The sequence below is a fragment of the Pedococcus dokdonensis genome (assembly GCF_900104525.1).
Classification (GTDB): domain Bacteria; phylum Actinomycetota; class Actinomycetes; order Actinomycetales; family Dermatophilaceae; genus Pedococcus; species Pedococcus dokdonensis.
In genome coordinates, this window is the sequence record NZ_LT629711.1 from 1,014,572 (window position 1) to 1,037,779 (window position 23,208).

19 protein-coding genes are annotated in these 23,208 nt (G+C 71.2%); 4 read left to right on the plus strand and 15 right to left on the minus strand.

All coding sequences use genetic code 11. The features are described from left to right. Positions 1-4: 4 nt before the first annotated feature. The 4 genes from BLQ34_RS04970 to BLQ34_RS04985 form a co-directional block, all read right to left on the minus strand. On the minus strand, positions 5-469 hold the full coding sequence (locus BLQ34_RS04970) for a helix-turn-helix transcriptional regulator (RefSeq protein ID WP_091782317.1): 465 nt from the start codon (positions 467-469) through the stop codon (positions 5-7). A 129-nt stretch (positions 470-598) separates the two neighbouring features. Beyond that, on the minus strand, positions 599-964 hold the full coding sequence (locus BLQ34_RS04975) for a single-stranded DNA-binding protein (RefSeq protein WP_091782320.1): 366 nt from the start codon (positions 962-964) through the stop codon (positions 599-601). Positions 965-1,081: 117 nt separating this feature from the next. Continuing rightward, on the minus strand, positions 1,082-2,206 hold the full coding sequence (gene cax / locus BLQ34_RS04980) for a calcium/proton exchanger (protein WP_091782323.1): 1,125 nt from the start codon (positions 2,204-2,206) through the stop codon (positions 1,082-1,084). Positions 2,207-2,289: 83 nt separating this feature from the next. Beyond that, positions 2,290-3,951, minus strand: coding sequence for an HAD family acid phosphatase (locus BLQ34_RS04985; RefSeq protein WP_091782326.1), 1,662 nt, complete (start codon positions 3,949-3,951; stop codon positions 2,290-2,292). A gap of 143 nt (positions 3,952-4,094) precedes the next feature. Between BLQ34_RS04985 and BLQ34_RS04990 the strand changes: the two genes are divergently transcribed. From BLQ34_RS04990 to BLQ34_RS05005, 4 genes are all read left to right on the plus strand, one after another. Then, the gene (locus BLQ34_RS04990) at positions 4,095-4,607 is read left to right on the plus strand and encodes a GNAT family N-acetyltransferase (protein ID WP_091782329.1); all 513 of its coding nucleotides are present in this window, start codon (positions 4,095-4,097) and stop codon (positions 4,605-4,607) included. A 240-nt stretch (positions 4,608-4,847) separates the two neighbouring features. After that, positions 4,848-6,038, plus strand: coding sequence for a M15 family metallopeptidase (locus BLQ34_RS04995; RefSeq protein WP_157692904.1), 1,191 nt, complete (start codon positions 4,848-4,850; stop codon positions 6,036-6,038). A gap of 81 nt (positions 6,039-6,119) precedes the next feature. Next, positions 6,120-7,682, plus strand: a complete 1,563-nt coding sequence (locus BLQ34_RS05000; RefSeq protein ID WP_091782335.1) for an MFS transporter — start codon at positions 6,120-6,122, stop codon at positions 7,680-7,682. 179 nt (positions 7,683-7,861) lie between these two features. Next, positions 7,862-8,221 carry an RNA polymerase-binding protein RbpA gene (locus BLQ34_RS05005; protein ID WP_091782338.1) on the plus strand — a complete coding sequence of 120 codons (360 nt, stop codon included), beginning with the start codon at positions 7,862-7,864 and terminating at the stop codon, positions 8,219-8,221. 77 nt (positions 8,222-8,298) lie between these two features. On the opposite strand, the gene BLQ34_RS05010 is transcribed toward BLQ34_RS05005, so the two are convergent. The 11 genes from BLQ34_RS05010 to kdd all read right to left on the minus strand — a co-directional run bounded on the left by BLQ34_RS05010 (position 8,299) and on the right by kdd (position 23,153). Next, entirely contained in the window at positions 8,299-8,808 is a 510-nt protein-coding gene (locus tag BLQ34_RS05010; protein ID WP_091782342.1) for an FxsA family protein, read from the minus strand. After that, complete coding sequence (locus BLQ34_RS05015; RefSeq protein WP_407946402.1) at positions 8,793-9,584, minus strand: polyprenol monophosphomannose synthase; 792 nt, start codon at positions 9,582-9,584, stop codon at positions 8,793-8,795. Before BLQ34_RS05015 ends, BLQ34_RS05010 begins: the two co-directional genes overlap by 16 nt. Position 9,585: 1 nt before the next feature. Further along, positions 9,586-11,256: an apolipoprotein N-acyltransferase gene (gene lnt / locus BLQ34_RS05020; protein WP_231961448.1), complete on the minus strand. Its 1,671-nt coding sequence runs from the start codon at positions 11,254-11,256 to the stop codon at positions 9,586-9,588. 417 nt (positions 11,257-11,673) lie between these two features. Beyond that, positions 11,674-12,084 (minus strand): 3-aminobutyryl-CoA ammonia lyase, encoded by a 411-nt coding sequence (gene kal, locus BLQ34_RS05025; protein ID WP_091782347.1) that lies wholly within the window; start codon positions 12,082-12,084, stop codon positions 11,674-11,676. Then, on the minus strand, positions 12,084-12,935 hold the full coding sequence (gene kamE, locus BLQ34_RS05030) for a lysine 5,6-aminomutase subunit beta (RefSeq protein ID WP_231961449.1): 852 nt from the start codon (positions 12,933-12,935) through the stop codon (positions 12,084-12,086). The genes kal and kamE overlap by 1 nt, the downstream gene beginning before the upstream one ends. Further along, entirely contained in the window at positions 12,932-14,521 is a 1,590-nt protein-coding gene (kamD, locus tag BLQ34_RS05035; protein ID WP_231961450.1) for a lysine 5,6-aminomutase subunit alpha, read from the minus strand. Before kamD ends, kamE begins: the two co-directional genes overlap by 4 nt. A 123-nt stretch (positions 14,522-14,644) precedes the next feature. Continuing rightward, positions 14,645-16,294 (minus strand): amidohydrolase, encoded by a 1,650-nt coding sequence (locus tag BLQ34_RS05040; RefSeq protein ID WP_331712527.1) that lies wholly within the window; start codon positions 16,292-16,294, stop codon positions 14,645-14,647. A 10-nt stretch (positions 16,295-16,304) separates the two neighbouring features. Then, the gene (locus BLQ34_RS05045; protein WP_091782353.1) at positions 16,305-17,510 is read right to left on the minus strand and encodes an acetate/propionate family kinase; all 1,206 of its coding nucleotides are present in this window, start codon (positions 17,508-17,510) and stop codon (positions 16,305-16,307) included. Beyond that, positions 17,507-19,567 carry a phosphate acetyltransferase gene (gene pta / locus BLQ34_RS05050; protein WP_091782357.1) on the minus strand — a complete coding sequence of 687 codons (2,061 nt, stop codon included), beginning with the start codon at positions 19,565-19,567 and terminating at the stop codon, positions 17,507-17,509. Before pta ends, BLQ34_RS05045 begins: the two co-directional genes overlap by 4 nt. 9 nt (positions 19,568-19,576) lie before the next feature. Beyond that, complete coding sequence (locus BLQ34_RS05055) at positions 19,577-22,024, minus strand: phosphoketolase family protein (protein WP_091782360.1); 2,448 nt, start codon at positions 22,022-22,024, stop codon at positions 19,577-19,579. Positions 22,025-22,082: 58 nt separating this feature from the next. Continuing rightward, positions 22,083-23,153 carry an L-erythro-3,5-diaminohexanoate dehydrogenase gene (gene kdd / locus BLQ34_RS05060; protein ID WP_231961451.1) on the minus strand — a complete coding sequence of 357 codons (1,071 nt, stop codon included), beginning with the start codon at positions 23,151-23,153 and terminating at the stop codon, positions 22,083-22,085. Between the last annotated feature and the right edge of the window lie 55 nt (positions 23,154-23,208).

Here is a 23,208-nt window from a genome sequence, read left to right on the forward strand (position 1 = left end):
CCGGTCACGCTAGCTGGGGCGAACCGGCCGGTGCTTCTCGATTCCTGACCGGCCTGGTGACCTGCTTGGCCACGCACGACGGGATGCCCTCCGTCGACGTGCCCTCGGTCGCCAGAGCGGAAGCACGACGGAAGGCGCTCGGCGGCATACCCACCAGCTCGGTGAACCGGGTGCTGAAGGTGCCCAGCGACGAACACCCGACCGCGAAGCAGACCTCGGTGACGCTGAGGTCGCCACGGCGCAACAACGCCATCGCGCGCTCGATCCGACGCGTCATGACGTAGCCGTAGGGCGACTCGCCGTAGGCCTTCTTGAACTCGCGGCTCAGGTGACCCGCGGACATGTGCGCCCCCCGAGCCAGCGCCTCGACGTCGAGCGGCTGGGCGTACTCACGGTCGATCCGGTCGCGCACCCGCCGGAGCACGGCGAGGTCGCGCAGCTGCTGGGCCCCCGCGTTGCTGCTCGTCACGGCTCGATCGTGCCACGTCCCCCGCGGCCTGCCCAGCGACCGCGCCCACCTGCCCGACAGCCGCTCCGATCGCCGACCTGCGGCGGCGGTGGGAGCATGTCGGGCAGTGTCGCGTCGCCCTGATCTGCCTCATCGTGCTCGCGCACGGGCTGACCTGGGAGTTCCTGACCCGGGCCGAATCCGCTTCAGGGACAGAGCCTCGACCTCGTACCGACTGACCGTCACGGTGCCGGTGCGGAAGAAGCGGCGGCGCAGGGCCCCCGACACCTCGACCGTGTCCTGGGCCTTGAGCCCGCGCGCGCTTCGTCGAGTGCGGGCCGACCAGCAGGCCACGTCGATGGTGTCGACGCGTCCGGCGCCGGTCCCGGTGTCGCGCGGGACCACCACCCGCAGCTGCGCCACCCGGTCACCGCTCGGCAGCTCTCGCTCCTCGGCGTCGCCGCTCATCCGGCCGACCAGCCTGACCTCGTTCGTCCACTCCCCTGCGTCGTCCATGGGTCAACGCTGCCGGCCCTCCCCCACGACCGCGAGCGCCGAGCCCGCGCCCTGTGGACGAGCGGCGACCGCGGCGTCGCCTGTGGACGGGTCATCCCGTGACGGCGCGCTCGGTGGTCAGCCCCACCAGAACGACGTGGCGATCAAGGCATACACGGCGATCAACGCAGCACCCTCGATCCAGGTGGACTCACCGTCGAAGGTGATGAACGCCGTGAGGATCACGGCGATCACGACCGACACCACGAGCATCGGCGCGAAGACCAGCGTCAGCGTCGCGAAGCCGAAGACCGCGGACAGCACGACCAGCAGTGGTGCCAGCACGAGGGCGATCTGGATCGGTGAGTTGATCACGATGGAGAAGGCGTACTCCGACTGGTTCCGGGCGGCGAGCTGCACGCCGACGACGTTCTCGATCGCGTTCCCGGCGATCGCCACGATCACCAGGCCGGCGAAGGCATCGGAGATGTTGAGGGCGTCCATGGCCGGTTCGAGGGCGACGACGAACCAGTCCGAGACGAAGGCCGCCGCTGCAGCTGCGACGGCCAGCAGACCGACCGCGAGCCACACCGGCCACCGCGGCGCCTCCGAGTGGCCGGCCCCCTCTCCTCCCCCGGCCGAGTCACCGGTGCCGGCCTGGCGCGAAGCTCCGGCCCCCTTGCGCAGCGAAGCGGGCAGGGTGAGGGCGAACAGCACCAGCAGCACGACCGACACGATCAGCGACAGGGTCTTCTCGTGGGCTGCGGCGGGCGTGTGCACGTAGTGCGCGAGGGACGGCACCACCATCGCCGCCACCGAGAGCACCATCAGCACGATGATGCTGCGGGCGCGCTCGGAGTTGAGCTTCTGGGTGCCGTGCCGGAGCCCTCCGACGAGGAAGGCGAGCCCGAGGACGAGCAGCAGGTTGGCCAGGATCGAGCCGATCAGGGCGGCCTGGACGACCCCGACCAGCCCGGCCTTCAGGGCGAACAACGCGATGAACAGCTCGGGCAGGTTGCCCAGCGCCGACTGGAGGACTCCCGTCGCACCAGGTCCGAACCGGTCGCCGAGCTGCTCGACGCAGCGTCCCACGAGCGAGGCCAGGAGGGTCACCGCGACGGCTGAGGCCAGGAAGGGCAGCACCTCTCCCCCGCCCGCGAAGCGGGTCACCCCGGCGAGCAGCACCGCCAGGCCGCCGGCGCCGAGGACGACGTAGTCGCTGCGGATGAAGGTCGGGCCGGTGGGTGCGGTCGTGGTGGGCATGGCAGCATCCTCGCGTCGGGAACGGCGGGCAGCACGCCGGAGCGGCGCGGAGGTGGACCCTCCGCGCCGCTCCGGGGGTGGGCTCAGGGCAGGTAGTACATCGGGTTGGGCAGCTTGACGACCCGGTCGGCGTGACCACCGATGAGGTCGCTGTACTGGTCGCCGAAGTTGGCCACGACGTCATACCCGAGGTCGCGCTCCACGTGCTTGCGCACCGTCGACTTGTACTCGATGGTCGTGCAGGTCGGGTAGGCCACGCAGTCGGCCGGTGTGACGTACGCCGGCGGGGTGGTGCCGCTGACCCACTTGGTGAAGTAGTTCGCGGACGTGAAGCCGGTGTAACCGACCTTGGCGAGGTTGCCGAGGGTGGCTGCCTTCTGGTTGTCGTTGCGCCCGGTCAGGCCGACCAGGGTGCAGCCAGCGGCCGAGGCGTCGTTCGCGAGCGAGACCATCCCCGGCGTGGCGAGGAACTTCTGCGGCTGGACCCACTGGGTGTCCTGGACCACGGGGTCGAAGACGAACTTCATCGCGCCGACCTCCATCTCGTAGCCCCACAGGGTCGTGTCGTCCGCGTCGAGGACCACGGCCGGGTGCTTGCCCCGGCGCGCCTCGGTGGCACAGGTCTGCAGCAGCCTCGCGCGCTGGGCGCGCTCGATCTTGGCCATCTCCGAGATGTACGGCGACGCCGCCGTGTTGGCGACTCCCGAGCCGGTGGGGTCCCCGTAGTAGGTGTAGATGGTCTTCTTCACCGAGTCGATGTTGGGGATGCCCTCTCCCCCGGCGGTCAGCCCGCTGGTCCCGTCCGGCTTCATCGTGAAGTGCGTGCGGGGAGACAGCCACGGCTCGTTGACGCCTGGCAGGTTCGGCGACGGGAGGTAGTACGTCGGGTTGGGCAGCTTGAGGCTGTGGTCGGCGTAGCCACCCTGCAGGTCGGAGAACTGGTCACCCACGTTGAGGACGACGTCGTAGCCGAGGTCCTGCTCGATGTGCTTGCGGGTGCCGGCCTTGTACTCGACCGTCGTGCAGGTGGGGGCCGCAACACACGTCAGGTAGGCCGGCGGCGTCGTCCCGGAGTTGTACTTGGTGAAGTAGTGGTCCGACGTGAAAGCGGTGTAGCCGACCTTCGCGAGGTTGCTGACCGTGTGGTCCTTCTGGCTGTCACTGCGGCCGGTCAGCCCGAAGATGGTGAAGCCCATGGCCTTCGCGTCGTTGACGAAGTCCACCATCCCGGGCACGGCCGGGAAGCGCTCCTCGTTCACCCACGGCGCCTGGGCGGCCGGGGTGAACACGAACTTCATGTCGCCGACCTCCATCTGGTAGGTCCAGAGCGTTGTGTCGTCGGCGTCGAAGACGATGGCCGGCTTCTGGTGGTGCCGCTTGGCGTCGGCGAGCAACCGCGGCAGCTGGCGCCGCTCCTTGGCGATGATCGAGCTCATCTCGCGCACGTAGGGCGAGTCGGTGGGGTTGGCCAGGCCCTTGCCGGTGGGGTCCCCGTAGTAGGCGTAGATGGTCTTCTTCACCGAGTCGATGTTGGGGATGCCCTCTCCCCCGACCTTGGTCCCGCTCGACCCGTCGGCCGCCATGGTGAAGTGGGTCCGCGGCGCGAGTCGGCGGTCGGTTCCGTGCGAGCTGTGCCCGCCGTGGGCGCTGGCCGCGCCCGCTCCTGCGACACCGGTGGTGGCGAGCGCCAGCACGGCCGCTCCGGCCAGCACCGCCGTCCGCCTGCTCTGGGAGGAAATGGCCATGGACGCACGCTCCTGTGGGATAGCTGGTGAGGTGACTGCGCGGGGGCATCGGCGGTGGCCGGTCGGTGCGCAGTGACGCCCGACGCTATGCAGGCCCTCACCTGCGCGGAAGTGACAGATGTCATGGGTGGCAGACTCGGCGCATGGACTCCGCCCGGGTGCTGCGCCCGATGACCGATGACGACGTCCCCGCGGTCCTGCAGCTCAACCATGACCACGTCGAGCTCCTCGCGCCGATGGACGCCGATCGCCTCGCTGTGCTGCGGGGTCGGGCGACGCGCGCCGACGTGATCGAGTGCGAGGGACAGACCGCGGGCTTCGTGCTGGTCTTCGCGCCGGGCACCGACTACGACTCGGAGAACTACCGCTGGTTCGCCGAGCGGTTCGGGGATGACTTCCTCTACCTCGACCGGATCGTCATCGACGACGCCTTCCGGCGCCGTGGACTGGCGACTGCGGTCTACGACGAGATCGAGCAGGCCGCGGTCGAGCGCGGACGGTTGGTGCTCGAGGTCAACATCGACCCGCCCAACGAGCCCTCCCTGGCGTTCCACCGGGGGCGGGGGTTCGTCGAGGTCGGACAGCTCGGCCCGGCCGGCCACCGGGTCAGCCTCATGGCCAGGAGTTCTCCGCCGAAAGCACGAGACGATTCGTGACCTCGCGGGGTTAACCTCGTTGGAGGTACCAGAGCCGCCCGAGGGGGGTGGCGGACAAGGGAGTTGCGGATCGTGGGACGGCTCGGCGTGCGAGCCAGCGTGCTGATGGGTGCAGTGGCACTCGCGACGCTGGCAGGACTCTCCCCCGCAGCCGCCTCGGACACGACCCCATCCGTCACATCGTCCTCATCGACCCCAGGCTCCTCGACGACCCCGCCCCCTCCGGGCTCGACCACCGACATGGTCACGGTCGGCAGCGGCACGGCCACGGCGGGCGCGACGGCGACTCCCGGCGCCGGTGGCGAGCACACGCTGAGCCCCGCCGAGCTGGCCGCCCAGATCGAAGCCGCCAGGGCGCTGACCGACGACCTCAATGCCTCCAACGCGGGGATCGCGGCGGCGGCCACCAAGCTCGACCGGCTCGCCCTCGAGGCCAACACCCTCCTCCAGCAGTACGCGGTGGCGCGTGATGCCGAGCGGACCGCGCGTGAGGAGGCCAACCGCAACGTCATGCTCTACCAGCAGCTGAGCACCCGTCTGGGTGAGGACCGCCGGGCGCTGGGCCAGTGGGCCTACCTCGCCTACGCCGGCACCGGCGGCAGCATCAGCGAGATGGGCACGCTCCTCGACACCTTGGCCAAGCCGGCCGCCGAGGCGAGCGACACCGCCGCCCAGCTCTCCTACCTCAGTGACCAGCGCAGCTGGCAGATCCGGCGGGTGCAGAGCCAGACCCAGCTCCAGCGCAACGTCGCCATGCAGGCCGTCGAGGCCAGCACGCGGGCCACCGAGGCTGCCGCCCAGGCCGCCGACGCCAAGAAGAAGCTGGACGTCGTGGTCAAGGAGCAGAAGGCCCAGCTCGACGCCACCCGCCAGCTGCACGCCGAACAGGTCGCCAAGGCCGGTCCGGTGGCGGGCCTCCTGCTCGGCAGCGGTGACGCGAACGCGCGCGAGGTCTCCAAGAAGCTGCGGGCCGCGCTCGTCGTGCCGGGCGTCCTCGCTGACGGCTCGGTCAAGGCCTGCAGCACCAACGAGGGCGAGTACCCGAACGGCAAGATCCCCGTCGCCGGCCTGTGTCCTCTGGTCGGCGCGGCCGGCCAGAGCCTGCGACCCGGCGCGGCAGCCGCGTTCAACGCGATGAGCATCGCCTACGAGAAGGACACCGGTTCGCCCATCTGTGTCACCGACTCCTACCGCTCGTATGCCGAGCAGGTGTCCGTGAAGGCGGAGAAGGGCAAGTGGGCCGCGACTCCCGGCAAGAGCGAGCACGGCATGGGCCGCGCCGTCGACCTCTGCGGCGGCATCAACAACTTCGGCACCCCCGCCCACCTCTGGATGAAGCAGAACGCGCCGCTCTACGGGTGGTTCCACCCCGACTGGGCCGAGCCCTACGGCTCGCTGCCCGAGCCGTGGCACTGGGAGTTTGCCGGCTAGTCATCGGGCCCTCCCGACTCGCCGTGCCGTCTGGGTACCAATACCCATTCCCCCGACCTGCCGTTGTGCCACCCTTCACGCATGACAACAGAGGCGGCAGCGTCACGGTCGACGAGGTCGGAGCACGAGGCGCACCGCAAGGCCTGGTACTGGTACGACTGGGCGAACTCCGCCTTCGTCACCACGGTCGGAACGGTCCTCTTCGCCCCGTATCTGACGACGGTCGCCAAGAAGGCTGCCTGCCCCGACCAGGACAGTGACCAGACCTGCCACGTCGACCTGCACGTCATCCCGGGAGCGGCCGACCTGCCGGGCTGGATCTGGAAGCTCGGGCTGGCGCTGACCCTGGTGGGCCTGGTGGCACTGGTGCTGTCCGTCGTGCAGATGATCCGCAACCGCCCCTCGCCCGTGCCGACGGTCGTCCCACTCGCCGCAGCCGGGCTGGGTGGCGTGCTGCTCGTCCTCACCGCTCCCCTCGACCCGGGGTCGGTCGCGTCCTACACGGTGACGCTCTCGACGATCATCAGCGCGGTCCTCCTCGTCTTCGTGGGGGCCATCGCCGACCGCACCCCCAGGCCAGCGAGGCTGCTGGGAGCCTTCGCCTGGGCTGGAGCGCTGGCGGCCGCGCTGCTGTTCTTCCTGCGCGGCGAGAACTGGCGCTTCGGTGCGCTGATGATGATCCTCGCCACGATCGCGCTCGGCTCGTCGCTGGTCGTCTACGACGCCATCCTCTGCCGCATCGCCTCCCCCGACGAGCGGGACGACGTGTCGTCGCGCGGGTGGGCGCTCGGCTACCTGGGCGGCGGCCTGCTGCTCGCGATCAACCTCGTCATCGTCTCCAAGCCCGACCTGGTGGGCATCGACAAGGGCATGGCGGTGCGTCTCAGCATGCTCTCGGCGGGGCTGTGGTGGGGACTGTTCACGATCATCCCGGTGCGCGGCCTGTGGAACCTGCGCGGCGGCGAGATCGCCCGCGTCGAGGAGCCCTCGGCCGGCATCGTGCGCGGCAGCTACGCCCAGCTCGGCCACACCTTCCGCGACCTGCGCACCTACCCGCAGACGCTGATGTTCCTGCTGGCCTACCTGTTCTTCAACGACGGCATCCAGACCGTCATCTCCTCGAGCAGCCTCTATGGCGCGGAGGAGCTCAAGTTCGCCCAGGAGCAGCTGATCGCGCTGATCCTTCTCGTGCAGTTCGTGGCCTTCGGCGGTGCCCTGCTCTTCGGGCGGTTCGCGCGCAGGTACGGCGCGTGGCGCACCATCCTCGGTTCGCTCGTGGCGTGGTCGGCGATCGTCGTCGCCGCGTTCTTCGTGCCCGAGAAGGCGTTCATCCCGTTCATCGCCCTCGGGGTGCTCATCGGCATCGTCCTGGGCGGCAGCCAGGCGCTGAGCCGGTCGCTGTTCAGCCAGCTGGTCCCCAAGAGCCGGGAGGCCGAGTTCTTCGCGTTCTACCAGGCGATGGAGCGTGGCACCTCGTGGTTCGGGACCCTGCTGTTCGGGCTCGTCCACCAGCTCACCGACTCCTACCGGCCGGCCATCGTGGCACTGATCGTGTTCTTCGTCCTGGGCTTCGTCCTGCTGCGCAAGGTCGACGTCCGCCAAGGGATCGTGGACGCGGGCAACGAGGTCCCAGCCGTCGTGTGAGTGCCCTCCGGGTGTGACTTGTGTCACATCGGACAACGCCTGCGCGTGCTACGTCGTCTTGACGGGTACACACCGCACGGAACCGGAACATTGGACCGATCCGCGGCGTTGGCAGTAACGAATCCCTTTCGCCCCCACCCGAGCGGGCAGGGTACCAAGCACGTTGGGAGAACCCCGTCATGGCAGAACGCACCCTCCGGGGCAGCCGAATGGTCTCGCACAGCCTGGAGACGGACGACCACGTCGTCCCCAGTGAGCGCCAGATCACCGCATACGTCTGCCCCCAGGGGCACCGGACCGAGCTGCCCTTCTCGATCGAGGCCGAAATCCCGCCCACCTGGGAGTGCCGGTGCGGCGAGGAGGCTCGTCTGGTCGACGGCCCCGAGCCGGAGGCCAAGCAGGTCAAGCACGTCCGCACGCACTGGGACATGCTGCTGGAGCGCCGCTCCATCCCCGAGCTCGAGGAGCTCCTGGAGGAGCGGCTCACGCTGCTGCGCGAGTCTCGTGGCGAGAAGCCGCGCCGCAAGCGCACCGCCTGAGCAACCAGCTTCTGGAGGCCGCGTCCCGACTGTGGGGCGCGGCCTTCGCCGTGCCCGGTATGCCGCGTGGCAGGCGGCTAGAGCACCTCACCCTCCACGACGTCCGGACCTCCCTGCTGCGGTCCGCCCGGGCCACCGGGCCCGCCCCGCCCGCCCGCCCCGAAGATGCCGCCGAGCAGCCGCTTGGCCACCACGGCTTCGAGCGCGGTCCGGGCAATGGGTCGGGTGAACGGCAGGATGAAGAAGAACCCCACGATGTCGGTGAGGAAGCCGGGGGCCAGGAGGAGAGTGCCGCCCACGAGCACGAGGGCCGCATCGGCGAGCTGCCGGCTGGGCATCTGGCCGGTGTTGAGGGCGGTCGTCAACGCCTTCCAGGCCCTCGCGCCCTCGCGGCGGACCAGCCAGGCGCCGAGTGCCGACTCCACGAGGAGCAGCACCAGGGTCTGCCAGCCGCCGATCACCTTGCCGACCGCGACGATCGCGGCAATCTCGAGCACCGGCACCACGAGGAGCAGCACGAACACGACGGCCAGCCAGCGCGGCCGGCGCCGACGGGCGTAGGGCGTGCGTCCTACAGCCGGTGCCACGTGGGCTCCCGACGGCCCAGTCGCCGGACCTGGTCGGCCCGGTGGGACACACCCCAGGCGGTGATCCGCTGCAACGACTCGCGCATGATGTCGCCGCTCATCTTGGAGTCACCCACCTCGCGCTCGACGAAGGTGATCGGCACCTCCACGACGCGCAGTCCCATCCGCACGGCGCGCTGGGTCAGGTCGACCTGGAAGCAGTACCCCTGCGACGCCACATGGTCCAGACCGATGGCCTCGAGGGCGCTGGCGCGGTAGACGCGGTAGCCGGCCGTCGCGTCGTGCACCGGCATGCCGAGCAGCGCGCGGGTGTAGAGGTTGGCGCCGACGCTCAGGGCCTTGCGGTGCAGCGGCCAGTTCACCACGCTGCCGCCGCGGACCCAGCGGGCGCCGATGACGAGGTCGGCGTCCGGGAGGGCGGCGAGGAGCGTCGGCAGCTGCTCCGGCTGGTGCGACCCGTCGGCGTCCATCTCCACGATCGCGCCGTAACCCTGGTCCAGCGCCCACGCGAACCCGGCGAGATAGGCGTTGCCGAGCCCCTGCTTGCCCGGCCGGTGGAGGACGTGCACCTGAGGGTCCGCGGCGACCAGCTCGTCGGCGACGGCACCGGTGCCGTCGGGTGAGTTGTCGTCCAGGACGAGCACGTCGGCGTGGGGCACGGCGGCGCGCACCCTCTGGACGATGCGGGGCAGGTTCTCGCGCTCGTTGTAGGTCGGGATGCACACGAGCACCCGGTCGATCCGGTCGGACCCCTGCTGGTCAGCGGACGCAGGCACTTCAGACAACGACGCGATCCCTTCGTTCGGTGGCCGGTGCGGACGGTCCGTCGTCGGCGCGCACGACCCTAGCGGTCCTGCGACGCAGCCACAGGCCGAGTGCCAGCAGCCCCGCGAAGGCCAGCCCGGCCGCATACTCCGGCACGGGGCCGAGCCGGTCGGACGGGGTGACCTCGGTGCGGACCACCGGCGACCCGTACCGGGCCGCTGCGGTGAACAACGAGGTCTTGTCGACGGACGTTCCGTCGGGGTTGATGAAGCCGCTCACGCCGACGGTGGACACGTGGACCACCGAGCGACCGTGCTCGATCGCCCGGAGCCGGCTGATCGCGAACTGCTGCTCGGACTCGGCGGTGTAGCCGAACGTGGCGTTGTTGGTCTGGACCGCGAGGATGCTGGCGCCGCGCCCCGGCTGGAGGGTGGAGTCGCGCATCAGTCCGTCGTAGGCGACCTCGAAGCAGATGGTGGGGATGATCCAGTAGGGCTTCTCCCCCGCGACCGGCACCTCGAACCCGCCCGGCTCGTGGCCGCGGGTGAAGTCCCTCGTCACGAGGTCGACCTTGTCGCTGAAGTTCCGAAAGAAGCTCCGATAGGGGATGTACTCCGCGAACGGCACCGGGTGCTGCTTGACGTAGCGCTCGGGTTCGGCGCTGCCCGGCCGGTAGAACAGGCTGGCGTTCGAGATGTAGGGGGCCGGCCCGTTGAGGACCGCCCCGACCAGCAGCGGCGCCTTCACCGCCTGGAGGGCCATGTCGATGTCGGCGGCGGCGTCGGCGTTCTGGAGGGGGTCGATGTCGGAGGAGTTCTCCGGCCACACCACCAGCGTCGGCGCGGGGTGCCCGGTGGCCACCGCGTCGACGGTGCCCTGCACGTGGTTGTCGAGCACCTTGCGGCGCTCGGCGTTGAAGTCCAGTCCCGGTTTGGGCACGTTGCCCTGCACGAAGAGGACCGACACGGCACGCCCGGCGGTCGGGGGCGTGGTCGCCACCGCAAGGCCGAGCGGGGCCAGGCCGAGCAGCACGAGCGCGGCACCCAGAGGTCGATGGGCCGCGGGGAGGCCGCGGCGTGGACGCCCGACCCGGTGGGTGAGCTCCCCGGCGGCCAGGTGCAGCAGCACGCCCAGTGAGGCCACCGCGAAGGTGAGCCCGGGCGCGCCGGCGAAGCGGGCGAACGGTGCGAGCGGGCTGTCGGCCTGGCTGAACGCCAGCCGCGCCCACGGGAAGCCGCCGAAGGGGGTGGTCCCCCTCGCCCACTCCTGCAGCACCCAGGCGAGGGGGACGGCGGCATACGCCAGGGGGCGGAGCCGGGACGCGAGGAGCGGGCGCTGGACCACCGTGGTCACGGCGCACATCACCGCGATGTAGAGCGCTTCCAGCGTCGAGAGGGCGACCCAGGGCAGGTTGCCGACGTAGACCCCCGACCACGAGAGGGTCGGCAGGAAGAACCCGAGACCGTGGGCGAGACCGAGCACCAGGGCCAGCCGCCAGCGGGTGCCGATGGTGACGGCCGACAGGAGAGCGACGCCGACCGGGGCCAGCCACCAGACGTCGTGCGTCGGGAAGGCCTGTGCGGTGAGGAGGCCGGAGGCCGTTGCCACGACCACGCGCACCGCTGCCCGCAGGGTCGGGGTCGACGGGGGCTGGGTCGACGGGGGCTGGGTCGACGGGGGCACGGCACCACGGTAGGACACGGAACGGCCCGCGCCGCCGTTGGGACCAGCGAGGCGCCGACTGGGTGCCGACAGCCTGCTGTTGTCTACTGAGCGCGCGGGCCGTGCCGCCGTCCACCACCGCCTCGAGGCGGGCACCAGATCGGGTCACACAGCACTGCTGGCAGGTGGTGACTGCGCGCGCTAGTCACCGGTCAATGCGTGGTTCTCCGGTCTGGCTTCCCCCTGGTCGACGGTCCATCGGTGAACAACCGAGGGCCAACTTACCCCCGCGACGGCGGCTGTCAACCCGGCGTTCACCACGGCAGCACGAAGTTTGCGCAGGTCATGCGTGTGAACCAAAACCCTTGTGCTGCAATGAAACTGCGAGCAATCGACGAACGGTCGGCGTGTCGCGTGCGACACGCCGAGCGGCTGGGCTCAGCCGACGGGCGCGGGTGGCGGAACCACGACAACGCCCCGGGCTGTCGTGGCCACGACTGGCGGGTCGAGGACATCGGCGGCGGACTCGCTGCGTGCCGGTGCCCCTCGTCCCACGACCCGGACCTCGAACTCCATCTCGCGGCTGCGGGTGCCGGCCCGCACCAGACGGGCCTCGATCTCGATGACGTCGCCGGCCCGGACCGGGGCCTTGAACTGCACGTCGGAGTACGACGCGAACAGCCCCTCGTCGCCGTCCGTGCGGATGCACATCTCCGTCGCGACGTCGCCGAAGGCAGCCAGTGAGTAGGCGCCGTCCACGAGGTTCCCGGCGTAGTGGGCGTGGCTGTAGGGGACGTAGCGCCGGTGGGTGACGGTGCGGCCGACGAGGTCTCCGGTGGGCTGGGACATCACTTCTCCTTCGAGCCGGACGGCGTGGGGGCGAGGGCGTGGACGAGGTAGCTGGCCACCTCACCCGGGGTCGTGCCCCGGCCGAAGATGCGGTCCACCCCGAGCTTGGGGGCGGAGCCCTCCTCGAAGCGCGGACCGCCCACGACCAGCAACGGCACCTGACCCGCAGGGTAGGCCTCACGGAAGGCCGCGCTCATGGTGGTCGTGTTGTGGATGTGCGCGTCGCGCTGGGTGACGACCTGGCTGACCATCACCGCGTCGGCCTTCTCCGCACGGGCGCGCGCCACCAGCTCGGGCACCAGCACCTGGGCGCCGAGGTTCACCACCTTGATCTCGCGGTAGTACTCGAGCCCCTTCTCCCCCGCGAAGCCCTTGATGTTGAGGATGGCGTCGATGCCCACCGTGTGGGCGTCGGTGCCGATGCACGCGCCGACCACGACGAGCTTGCGGCGCAGTCGGGCCTTGATCGCCTTGTTGACCTCGGTGGGGCTGAGCAACGGGAACTCCCGCTCCACGACGGTCACGTCGCGCAGGTCGACCAGGTGGGTCGCGCTGCCGTAGACGACGAAGAAGGTGAAGTCGGGTCCCATCGCCTTGGCGTGGACGAGGAGGGCGGGCTCGAGGCCCATCTTGGCGGCCAGCTGGAGTGCTGCACCCTCGGCCCGCTTGTCGTGCGGCACGGGGAGCGTGAAGGACACCTGGACCATGCCGTCGCCCGTCGTGTCGCCGTAGGGGCGGACGATGTCCGGGGTCTTGCGCGCGGCCTTGGCACCCTTCGCAGCCGCCTTGGCGGGCATCGGGTCGAGCGGCATCGCCTTGTCGGTGGTGCGCGGGTCCTGGGCCGGGGTCATCGGGTCTCCCCCGTCTCGAGCAGCGTGGTGGCGGGGTTGTCGTAGCCGTCGGCCCGCACCACGACCCCGTCGAGCCCCTTGCCGGCGTTCGCGGGTCGCTTCATCAGGCCGAACGTGCCGTCCGCGATGGCCTCCAGCAGCGGCGCCCGGCCCGGCTCGTCGGTGATCTGCTCCAGCAGGCCGATCGCCTCGCCCAACACTCCCCTGGCCCGGTTCTGGATGAACCCGTCGCGGGGTGGGTGGAAGTCCTCGGTCAGGCCGCCCGCGGCGTTGAGCACGTAGCGGACGTTCTGGAGGGCGAGGTCGCGGTCGGAGAGGAACGGCGTCACCACGGCCTCGGTCATCATCCCGACCAGGAGGATGCCCTGGCCGGTCATCGCGCCGACGAGGTTGAAGAAGCCGTCGAGCAGGTAGCCCCGGAAGACGTCGCCCGTCATGTGCTTGGTCGGCGGCATCCACTTCAGTGGGGCGTCCGGGAACAGCTGGCGGGCGAGCAGGGCGTGCGCCAGCTCCATCCGGAACGAGTCCGGGATCTCCGGGTTGATCTCGAACGCGTGGCCCAGGCCGAGCTGCCAGTCCTCGAGGCCGGCCTCCTTGGCGAAGTACTCGTTGAGCAGCTGGCTGACGGTCACCGTGTGGGCCGCCTCGACGGCGTCGGCAGTCGTCAGGTAGTTGTCCTCGCCGGTGTTGATGATGATCCCGGCGCGGGCGTGGATCTGGCGGCTGAACCGCTGGTCGACGAAGGTGCGGATCGGGTTGATGTCGCGGAAGAGGATCCCGTACATCGAGTCGTTGAGCATCATGTCGAGCCGCTCGAGCCCGGCCAGGGTGGCGATCTCGGGCATGCACAGCCCCGACGCGTAGTTGGTGAGGCGGATGTAGCGCCCCAGCTCCTTGGACGTCTCGTCCAGGGCCGCCCGCATGAGGCGGAAGTTCTCCTGGGTGGCGTACGTGCCGGCATACCCCTCGCGGGTGGCGCCCTCGGGCACGTAGTCGAGCAGCGACTGACCGGTGGACCGGATGACCGCGATGATGTCGGCCCCTTCGCGGGCGGCGTTCTGGGCCTGCGGGATGTCCTCGTAGATGTCGCCGGTGGCGACGATGAGGTAGATCCACGGCCGCTGCTCCGGGTCGCCGTGCCGCTTGACCAGCCGGTCGCGGTTGGCGCGCTGCTTGTCGATCGTGCGTATGCCGCGGCTCACCTCGCGGCGGGCGTCCTTGGCGGCCGCGGTGGCCGCCTTGCCCTCCGGCAGCCGGAACTGCACCGAGCCGCTGGCCGCCTTCTGGGCGAGGGTGAGCAGGTCGGGGGCCTCTCCCCTGCGCAGCGCGTCGAAGACGGGGGTGGTGATGCCGTGCTCGAGGCCGACCTCGCCGCGCACTGCGTCGACGAGGTGGTTCACCCACGGGACCCGCTCGTGGTCGGCGCCGGAGAGCCCGGCGAGCCGCAGGGTGGCGCGCTCCACACTGACCGTCGTGTGGCTCTGAGCCAGCTTGACGACGGGTCGGCCGGCCTTGCGGGCCAGGGCGCGGGCCCGGCGCACATCGGCCGGGTCGAGGTCGAGGAGAGGTTTCACACGCGAAGACACGCGGCAAATCTAGCAGCGCGAGAGAGGATTTCCGGCGCGGACATGGATGAGCCGCAAATCATCCGTCAACGCTGAGCGCCGACCTTCGGTTCGAGGTGAACCCGCCGGGGTTTCCCGGCGCGTTCACCTCGAACCGTCGAGCGCTCCGGAGTCAAAGACGGTCCGGCCGCGGACGACGGTCCGCTGGCACACGGGAGCCGCTGTGCCCGGGGTGAGGTCGGGCAGGCCCGGTGTGCCGGAACGAGGGTCGGTCGACCAGGTCTGGATGCGGTCGTCCGGTGCCTGGACCACGAGGTCGCCGACCTCCCAGACGGCGAAGGTCGCCGGCAGCCCGAGGTCGAGGTAGCCGCGGTCGTCGAACCCTGCTGCCCGCCAGCCGCCACGGGTGTGCGCCAGGAAGGCCGACCGGGCTGAAACCCGCTGGCTCTCGTCGTGGTGGAAGGCCGCAGCGCGGACGGCCTCCCAGGGCGCGAACGGCGTGACCGGGGAGTCGGACCCGAACGCCACCGTCATCCCCGCGGCCATCATCGACGCGAAGGCGTTCATGGGGGCGGCGTCGGCACCGGCCCGGCCGTGCACGCGGTCGGCACCCAGCCGTGCGGCATACATGCCCCGGTCGCCGCCCCAGAAGGCGTCGAAGGCGGGCTGCACGCTGGCTGCGACGCCGAGCCGCACGAGCCGCTCGATCCCGTCTCGCGACACCATCTCGAGGTGTTCGAGACGGTGCCGGGCCCGGGTCACCGCTGAGGCGCCGACGAGCTCTGCGGCGGCTTCGAAGCCGGCCACCGCGGTGTCCACCCCGGCGTCGCCGATGACGTGGAACCCGGCCTGGAGGCCGGCCAGCGAGCAGGCCGAAACGTGGTCGCGGACCTGCTCGACGGTCAGGTAGGCGTTGCCGCTCAGACTCGGCGCGTCGCTGTAGGGCTCTCGCAGGTGGGCCGTGCGTGACCCGACGGAGCCGTCGATGTTGAGGTCGCCGGCCAACCCCCGGGCGCCTCTCAGGGTGGCGACGTCGCGGGCCTCGGCCTCGTCCGACACGAGCTGCGCCCAGTAGCCGAGGGTCTGCGGACCGTCGCCGCGTTCTCCCGCGGCCAGCACCTCGGCGAAGTCGTCGGTGCCCGACAGCGTGCGACCGCCGTTCTCCTGGACCAGGCCGATCCCGGCTGCCGCGGCCGACTGCAGGGCGAGGTCGATGTCGGCCTGGCGCTGCGCCGGCGTGACGGCCCCGTTGAACGCCTCGCGGGCGGCATGGTGGGCGTCGCGGGTGACCAGCCCGTCCCCTTCCCAGCCGGGCAGCTCGCGCGCTCCCGACGCGGCGGCGAGGGCCGAGGAGATGACCGCCGAGTGGCCGTCGACGCGGGGCGAGTAGACCACGCCACCGTAGGTGGCCCGGTCGAGCTCGCCCCCCGTGACCGGACGGCCCTCGGCCCAGTGACCCTGGTCCCAGTTGGGCGCGTAGACCGGTCGCCCCTGGCCGCGGCGCGCGGCGTCCTCGATCCGGCTCAGTGCCTCGGCGACGGACCGGGTGTCGCCGAGGTCGACTCCGCGCAGCCCCGCGCCGGTCTGGGACACGTGGGCGTGGGCATCGACGAACGCCGGCGTGACCAGCGCGCCGTCCAGCTCGACCACCCGGTCGACCGAATCGACGTGGACGGCCGCGGCGTCATCGCCACCGATCCAGGCGATGGTGCCGGTCGCCTCGTCGACGACCATCGCGTTCGCGAACGGGTCGATGGGGGTGTAGACGAAGCCGCCGCGGTAGAGAGTGGTCACGTCGAGCACCCTAGACGCGGCCCGGGCCCTCCAGGACGGCGAGGCAGGCGCGCGCGATCTCCAGCTCCTCGTTCGTGGGCACGACGTACGCCGGGATCCGGCTGCCCGGCCCGGTGACCCGGCGCTCTGGCACCCCACCGGCGTTGGCGGGCTCGTCGAGCACCACCCCCAGGAGGCCGAGGCTGCCCAGGACGGCACCGCGGACCGGTGCGCTGTTCTCCCCGATGCCGCCGGTGAAGGCGATGGCGTCGACGTGCCCGAGCGCGACGGCATACGCCCCGACGTACTTGACCAGCCGGTAGACCATCACCTCGAAGGCCAGCGCCGCGTCCTCGTCGCCTGCGGTGCGACGCTCCTCGAGCTCGCGGAGGTCGCTGATGCCGGCCAGCCCGAGCAGGCCGCTGGCCTTGTTGAGCGCCTCGTCGTATGCCGTGGGGTCGAGTCCGGCGACCCGCGCGAGGTAGCCGCCCAGCGCCGGGTCGACGTCACCGGACCTCGTGCCCATCACCAGCCCCTCGAGCGGTGAGAGGCCCATGGACGTGTCGACGCTGCGACCACCTCGGACGGCGCAGGCGCTCGCGCCGTTGCCGAGGTGGAGCACGATGACGTTGCAGTCCTCCGGTCGCCGCCCGAGGAGCTGGGCCGTGCGCCGCGAGACGAACCGGTGGGACGTGCCGTGGAATCCGTAACGACGCACGTGGTGCTGATCGCGCCACTGCGCCGGAACCGCGTAGGTGTGGGCCCTCGGAGGGACGGTCTGGTGGAACGCGGTGTCGAAGACGGCCACCTGCGGGACATCGGGGAACGACCGCCTGGCGCTGCGGATCCCTTCGAGGTTGGCCGGGTTGTGCAGCGGCGCGAGCGGGACGAGGTCGGTGATCGCCGCCACGACGTCGTCGTCGACCAGGACGGGCTCGGTGAACCGCTGGCCGCCGTGCACGACGCGGTGGCCGACGGCGAACAGACCGAGCTCCGCGAGATCGGGCCCGTGCTCCCGCAGTGCGTCGCGGGCCGCCTCCAGGGCGGTGGCGTGGTCGGGGCAGCTGACGTCGCGCTCGTGCGTCTCGCCGCCGACCGTGTGGGTGAGTCGACCGGCCCCGCCGATCCGGTCGACCTGGCCCGAGGCCGCCGTCCGGCCGCTCCGCGCGTCGATGACCTGGTACTTCAGGGACGACGAGCCCGCGTTGACGACCAGGACCGGCTGGGTGTCGGTCATCGGGGACCAGCCTGGATGGCCGTGATCGCGATGGTGTTGACGATGTCTCGGACCAGGGCACCCCGAGAGAGGTCGTTGACCGGTCGGTTGAGCCCCTGGAGCACCGGCCCGATCGCGACTGCCGACGCGCTGCGTTGAACCGCCTTGTAGGTGTTGTTGCCGGTGTTGAGGTCGGGAAAGACCAGCACCGTGGCGCGCCCGGCGACCGGGCTGTCCTTGAGCTTGGTGGCGGCTACGTGGGGGTCGACGGCCGCGTCGTACTGGATGGGGCCCTCGACGAGCAGCTCCGGGCTCCGCTGGTGCACCAGGGCGGTGGCCGCCCGCACCTTGTCGACGTCGGCACCGGAGCCCGACTCCCCCGTCGAGTAGGACAGCATCGCCACCCGCGGCTCGATGCCGAACCGCTGGGCCGTGCGGGCCGAGGAGATGGCGATGTCGGCCAGCTGCTCGGCCGTCGGGTCGGGGTTGACCGCGCAGTCGCCGTAGACCAGCACCCGGTCGGCCAGGCACATCAGGAAGACACTCGACACGACGGAGACGTCGGGGGCGGTCCGGACGATCTCCAGGGCCGGGCGGATCGTGTGGGCCGTGGTGGTGATGCAGCCCGACACCATGCCGTCGGCGAGTCCCCGGTGCACCATCATCGTGCCGAAGTAGGACGGGTCGACGACCCGGTCGTGGGCCTGGTCGAGGCGGACGCCCTTGTGGGCGCGCAGGGCGGCGTAGTCGGCCGCGAACGACTCGCGCAACGTGCTGGTGACCGGGTCGATGATGGCGGCTCCGGTGATGTCGACCCCGAGGCGCGCAGCGTTCGCCCGGATCGTCTCCTCGGGTCCCAGGAGCGTGAGCGCGGCGATGCCCCGCGCCAGCACCGTGCCGGCGGCGAGCAGGATCCGTTCCTCCGCCCCTTCGGGCAGCACGATGTGCGCGCCGGAGGCCCTGGCGTCGTCAACCAGCCGGTGCTCGAACATCAACGGGGTTACCGCTCCCCCGTCGGCCGTGCCGACCGGGCCGAGCAGCGCCTCGACGTCCAGTCCCCGCTCGACCATCGTGACGGCAGCCTCGAGCTTGCGCGTCGAGTCGGCGGTGAGCCGGCCGCGGGCGGCGCCCAGCCGCGACGCCGTCGTCATGGTGCCGCCGTCCGTGGCGATCACGGGCAGCACGACGTCGAGCCCCTCGATGAGCCGCTCCACCTGCGGTGGGAGCGGGAAGCCGCCGTTGAGGACGATCCCGGCCAGGCTGGGGAAGGTCTTGGACCGGTGCGCCAGCAGCACCCCCAGCACGACGTCCTCGCGGTCGCCCGGCACGATCACCACCCCGCCGTCGATCAGCCGGTCGAGCACGTGGGGCATCGTCATCGCTGCCACGACCAGTCCCATGCACTCCCGGTCCAGCCAGGCGGGGTCGCCGTGGACGAGCCGGCCGCCGCAGGCATCGAGCAGGTCCTTGACCGTCGGCGCCCTGAGCAGTGGCGTCTCGGGCAGCGCCTGCACGGGCAGGTGCACCCGCTCCGACACCGCCTGCCGGGTCTGCGTGAGCTGGTCTGCCGACACCTGGTTGGCGACCACCCCGGTCACGTGGGCGTGGACCTCCCGGGCTGCCTGCACGGCCATCTCCGCCGCCGTGGCCACCTCGGCCGGTCCATGTCCCTGGGACGGCACCACGAGCAGCAGCCGGGAGCCCAGGTTGGCGGCCACGGCGGCGTTGACCGAGAACTCCGTGGGGGCTGACACGTCGGTGAAGTCCGAACCCACCACGAGCACCACGTCGTGAGTCCTGGCGATGTCGTGGAACCGGTCCACGATCGTGCCCATCGCCCGCTCCGGGTCGGAGTGCAGCTCGTCGTAGGTCACCCCGCAGGCCTGCTCGACGGTCAGGTCGCCGGGCAGCTGCGACAGGAGGGTCTGGACCAGCTCGTCCGGGACCCGGGCGCGGACGATCGGTCGGTAGACGCCGACCCTGCCCGCGCGGCGGGACAGCTGGTCGAGCAGCCCGACCGCCACCGCCGACTTGCCCGACTGCGCCTCGGTGCCGGCGAGGTAGATGCTGGTGACCACGGGTCGAAACTACCGGCCCGACCCGTCCGTCGCCGGGCGGCTGTCAAGACCGCGCCAGGTCCAGTCGGCGATGTCGGGCAGGTCCTCGAGGTGCTCCTCGATGTAGGGCCGGTGCTCGGCCAGCCGTCGCTCGCACAGCTCGGTGAGGGTGTCCCAGCCGGCCACCCGTCGGTCGGCCCGGCGCAGCACCTCGTGGGCGAGGTGGAACCGGCTCATCCGGTTGAGCACGACCATGTCGAACGGCGTGGTCGTGGTGCCCTGTTCGTTGAAGCCGCGTACGTGGAACCGCCCCGGGTTGCTCCGGCCGTGGATCAGCTGGTGGACGGCGCGGGGGTAACCGTGGAAGGCGAACACCACGTGCCTCGAGGAGGTGAAGAGGTCGTCGAAGGTGCTGTCCGGGAACCCGTGCGGGTGGTCGTTCTCGGGCAGGAGGGCCATCAGGTCGACGACGTTGACGAACCGCACCCGCAGGTCCGGCACGTGCTCGGCGAGCAGCTCGACCGCGGCCAGCGCCTCCTGGGTGGGCACGTCCCCCGCGCACGCCAGCACGATGTCCGGCTCCTCGTCGCGGTTGCAGGTGCTGGCCCAGTCCCACACCCCGGCACCGGCGGCACAGTGCGCGTGCGCCTCCTCGAGGGTGAGGTACTGCAGGTGCTTCTGCTTGTCGACGACGATGAGGTTGACGTGGTTGGTGCTCCGCAGGCAGTGGTCGGTGATCGACAGGGTCGTGTTGGCGTCCGGCGGCAGCCAGACCCGCACCACCTCCGGTGACAGCGGGATGAGGCAGTCGATCAGCCCGGGTCCCTGGTGGGAGAACCCGTTGTGGTCGTTGCGCCAGCAGGTCGAGGTGAGCAGGACGTTGAGCGACGACACGTCGGCCCGCCACGGCAGCTCCCGGGCGTGCTGCAGCCACTTGACGTGCTGTACCGCCATCGACGCCGAGACCATGGCGAAGGACTCGTAGGTCGCGAACACCCCGTGCCGTCCGGACAGCAGGTAGCCCTCGAGCCAGCCCTCGCAGAGGTGCTCGCTCAACACCTCCATCACCCGGCCATCCGGTCCCAGCTGCTCGTCGGTGTCACGCAGGGGACCCATGAAGCAGCGGTCGGTCACCTCGAACACCGGCTGGAGCCGGTTGCTCGCCGTCTCGTCCGGGGAGAACAACCGGAAGGTGCCGCCACCGTCCGCAGTCGTCGTGGCGGCATACACGTCGCGCATGAGGCGACCGGCGGTGATGGTGTTCTCCACCATCGACTGTCCCCGGGTCGCCGCGTCGAGGGTGACCTCGTAGGCCGCGAGGGCCGGGATCGGCAGCTCGGTCCGGAGCCTGCCGCCGTTCGCGTAGGGCGTCGCGGACATCCGCTTGTCGCCGTCCGGCGCCAGCGCGCGCAGCTCGCTCACGAGCCGTCCGTCCGCGTCGAAGAGCTCCTCGGGGCGGTAGGAGTGGAGCCACTCCTCCAGCATCCGGAGGTGCTCGGGGTCGGAGGCGAGCCCGGACAGCGGCACCTGGTGCGACAGGTTGGTGCCCTCGACCTGCTTGCCGTCCACGACGGACGGGCCGGTCCAGCCCTTGGGGGTGCGCAGCACGATCGCGGGCCAGGAGTGCCGCACGGCCTCGGCCGGCGCACCAGCCGCGCGCGCTGATGCCTGCAGCTCACGGATCCGGTCGTGGCTCCGGGCGAGTGCGGCGCGCAGGGCGGGGAAGACCAGGTCCGGGTCGTCACCGCTCACCGTGACCGGGTCCCAGCCCTGGCTGCGCAGGTAGCCCTCGACGTCGGCGTCGCTGGTGCGTCCGAGCACGGTCGGACCGGCGATCTTGTACCCGTTCACGTGGAGGATCGGCAGCACCGCACCGTCGCGCCGGGGGTTGAGGAAGCTGGGCAGGCGCCAGGACGCGGCCAGCGGACCGGTCTCCGCCTCTCCGTCCCCCACCACGCAGGCGACGACGAGGTCGGGGTGGTCGAACGCCGCCCCGGCCGCATGCACCAGCGCGTAGCCGAGCTCGCCCCCCTCGTGGATCGACCCCGGGGTCTGCACGCTGACGTGGCTGGGGATGCCGCCGGGCGAGGAGAACTGCCGGAACAGCTGCAGGACCCCCTCGGCGTCGTCACCGATGTGCGGGTAGACCTCGCTGTAGGTGCCTTCCAGCCAGGCCGCGGCGACGAGGGCTGGCCCCCCGTGGCCGGGGCCCGTGACGTAGAGCCAGTCGGTGTCGGTCTCGCGGATCCGGCGGTTGAGGATGGCGTAGATCATCGACAGGCCGGGACTGGTGCCCCAGTGGCCGAGGAGCCGCGGTTTGGTGTGCTCGAGGGCGAGCGGCTCGTGCAGGAGCGGGTTCGCGCGCAGGTAGATCTGCCCGACCGTGAGGTAGTTGGCCGCAGCCCACCAGCGGAGGTCGAGCTCGAGCTCTTCCGGAGGGTAGGGCGCGGCTTCGGGCAAGCGGGTGTCTTCCGGCATGCCCCCACCAGACCACGGTCGGCCCCTGGACGACAGGGGACCTTGGTCCCCTGTCCCGCTAATCCTCCAGCCGGCCCTCGAAGAGGCCGCGCACCGCAGCGTCCCGGCGGATCAGGTCGAGTGCGTATGCCGCGTGGCCCGGGACGTAGCCGTTGCCCACGAGCATGCGCACATCGGCGGCCACACCCTCGGCCCCGAGGGCGGCCGCGGCGAAGTGGGTGGCCATCGAGAAGAAGATGATGGTGCCGCCCTGGGCGGTCGAGAGGATGGCCGGCTGCTCGCACCCGGGCACGTCCACGCACACGACGGTGACGTCGGCGGGACCGCCTGCGGCGGCGACCGCCTCGGAGAGGCCGAGCGGGCTACGGGCGTCGGCGATGACGACCTCGTCGGCCAGACCGGTCCCGGAGAGCAGGTCGGCCTCGCGCTGGAAGGGCACGACCGCGATGCGCCGCCGTGCGCCGGCGTCGGCTGCGGCGGCGAGCGACAGCGAGCCGGACTTCCCGGCCCCGCCCAGGACGGCCACGGTCGGCGCGAGCCCGCGCTCGACATACTCGCCGACGACGCGGGCGACCAGCGCCGGGGCGCCGCACACGTCCATGACCATCAGGGCCAGGGCGGGGTCGAGGTCGTCAGGGAGCTGGGCCGCGATGGACCGACCGAAGAGGATGGCGTGGCCCTCGGCCGGGACCCGCTCGGAGCGGCCGTCCCAGCCGGCCAGCTCATCGGTGATGACCAGCGGGGTGAGCGACAGGGACACGAGGGTGGCGACCCGGTCCCCCACGGACAGGCCAAGAGTCGACTCGGGGCCGACCTCGTCGACCGTGCCGATCAGCATGCCGCCCGACCCGGTCACGGGGTTCTGCATCTTGCCGCGGTCGGCGACGATGTCGAGCACCTCGCGTCGGACCGCCGCACCGTCCCCGGAGTGCTTCTCGGTGAGCTGGCGGAACGAGGCGGCATCGAGGTTGAGCGTGTCGAGGGAGATCCGCACCTCGTCCGGCCACAGCTGCGGCGAGGCGTCCAGCCGCGCCGCTGCCTGCGGCAGGCTCGCTCCGGCTGGTTCGAGCACGCGGTGCAGACCCACCGGCGAGGACGGCGTGGGCCGACGTTCGTTCGTCGCAGCCACAGAATCTCCCATCAACAGCGACACACGCCGCAAGAGTTACGGCCATTGGTCGATT

What these genes read in the sequence shown, in the direction of transcription:
- BLQ34_RS05000 (WP_091782335.1), top strand. Translation starts at nt 6,120, where the DNA reads ATGACAACAGAGGCGGCAGCGTCACGGTCGACGAGGTCGGAGCACGAG.
- BLQ34_RS05045 (WP_091782353.1), bottom strand. Translation starts at nt 17,510, where the DNA reads ATGACCGACACCCAGCCGGTCCTGGTCGTCAACGCGGGCTCGTCGTCC.
- BLQ34_RS04985 (WP_091782326.1), bottom strand. Translation starts at nt 3,951, where the DNA reads ATGGCCATTTCCTCCCAGAGCAGGCGGACGGCGGTGCTGGCCGGAGCG.
- BLQ34_RS04975 (WP_091782320.1), bottom strand. Translation starts at nt 964, where the DNA reads ATGGACGACGCAGGGGAGTGGACGAACGAGGTCAGGCTGGTCGGCCGG.
- kal (WP_091782347.1), bottom strand. Translation starts at nt 12,084, where the DNA reads ATGTCCCAGCCCACCGGAGACCTCGTCGGCCGCACCGTCACCCACCGG.
- BLQ34_RS05055 (WP_091782360.1), bottom strand. Translation starts at nt 22,024, where the DNA reads ATGCCGGAAGACACCCGCTTGCCCGAAGCCGCGCCCTACCCTCCGGAA.
- BLQ34_RS05005 (WP_091782338.1), top strand. Translation starts at nt 7,862, where the DNA reads ATGGCAGAACGCACCCTCCGGGGCAGCCGAATGGTCTCGCACAGCCTG.
- BLQ34_RS04995 (WP_157692904.1), top strand. Translation starts at nt 4,848, where the DNA reads ATGGTCACGGTCGGCAGCGGCACGGCCACGGCGGGCGCGACGGCGACT.
- kamE (WP_231961449.1), bottom strand. Translation starts at nt 12,935, where the DNA reads ATGACCCCGGCCCAGGACCCGCGCACCACCGACAAGGCGATGCCGCTC.
- cax (WP_091782323.1), bottom strand. Translation starts at nt 2,206, where the DNA reads ATGCCCACCACGACCGCACCCACCGGCCCGACCTTCATCCGCAGCGAC.
- BLQ34_RS04990 (WP_091782329.1), top strand. Translation starts at nt 4,095, where the DNA reads ATGGACTCCGCCCGGGTGCTGCGCCCGATGACCGATGACGACGTCCCC.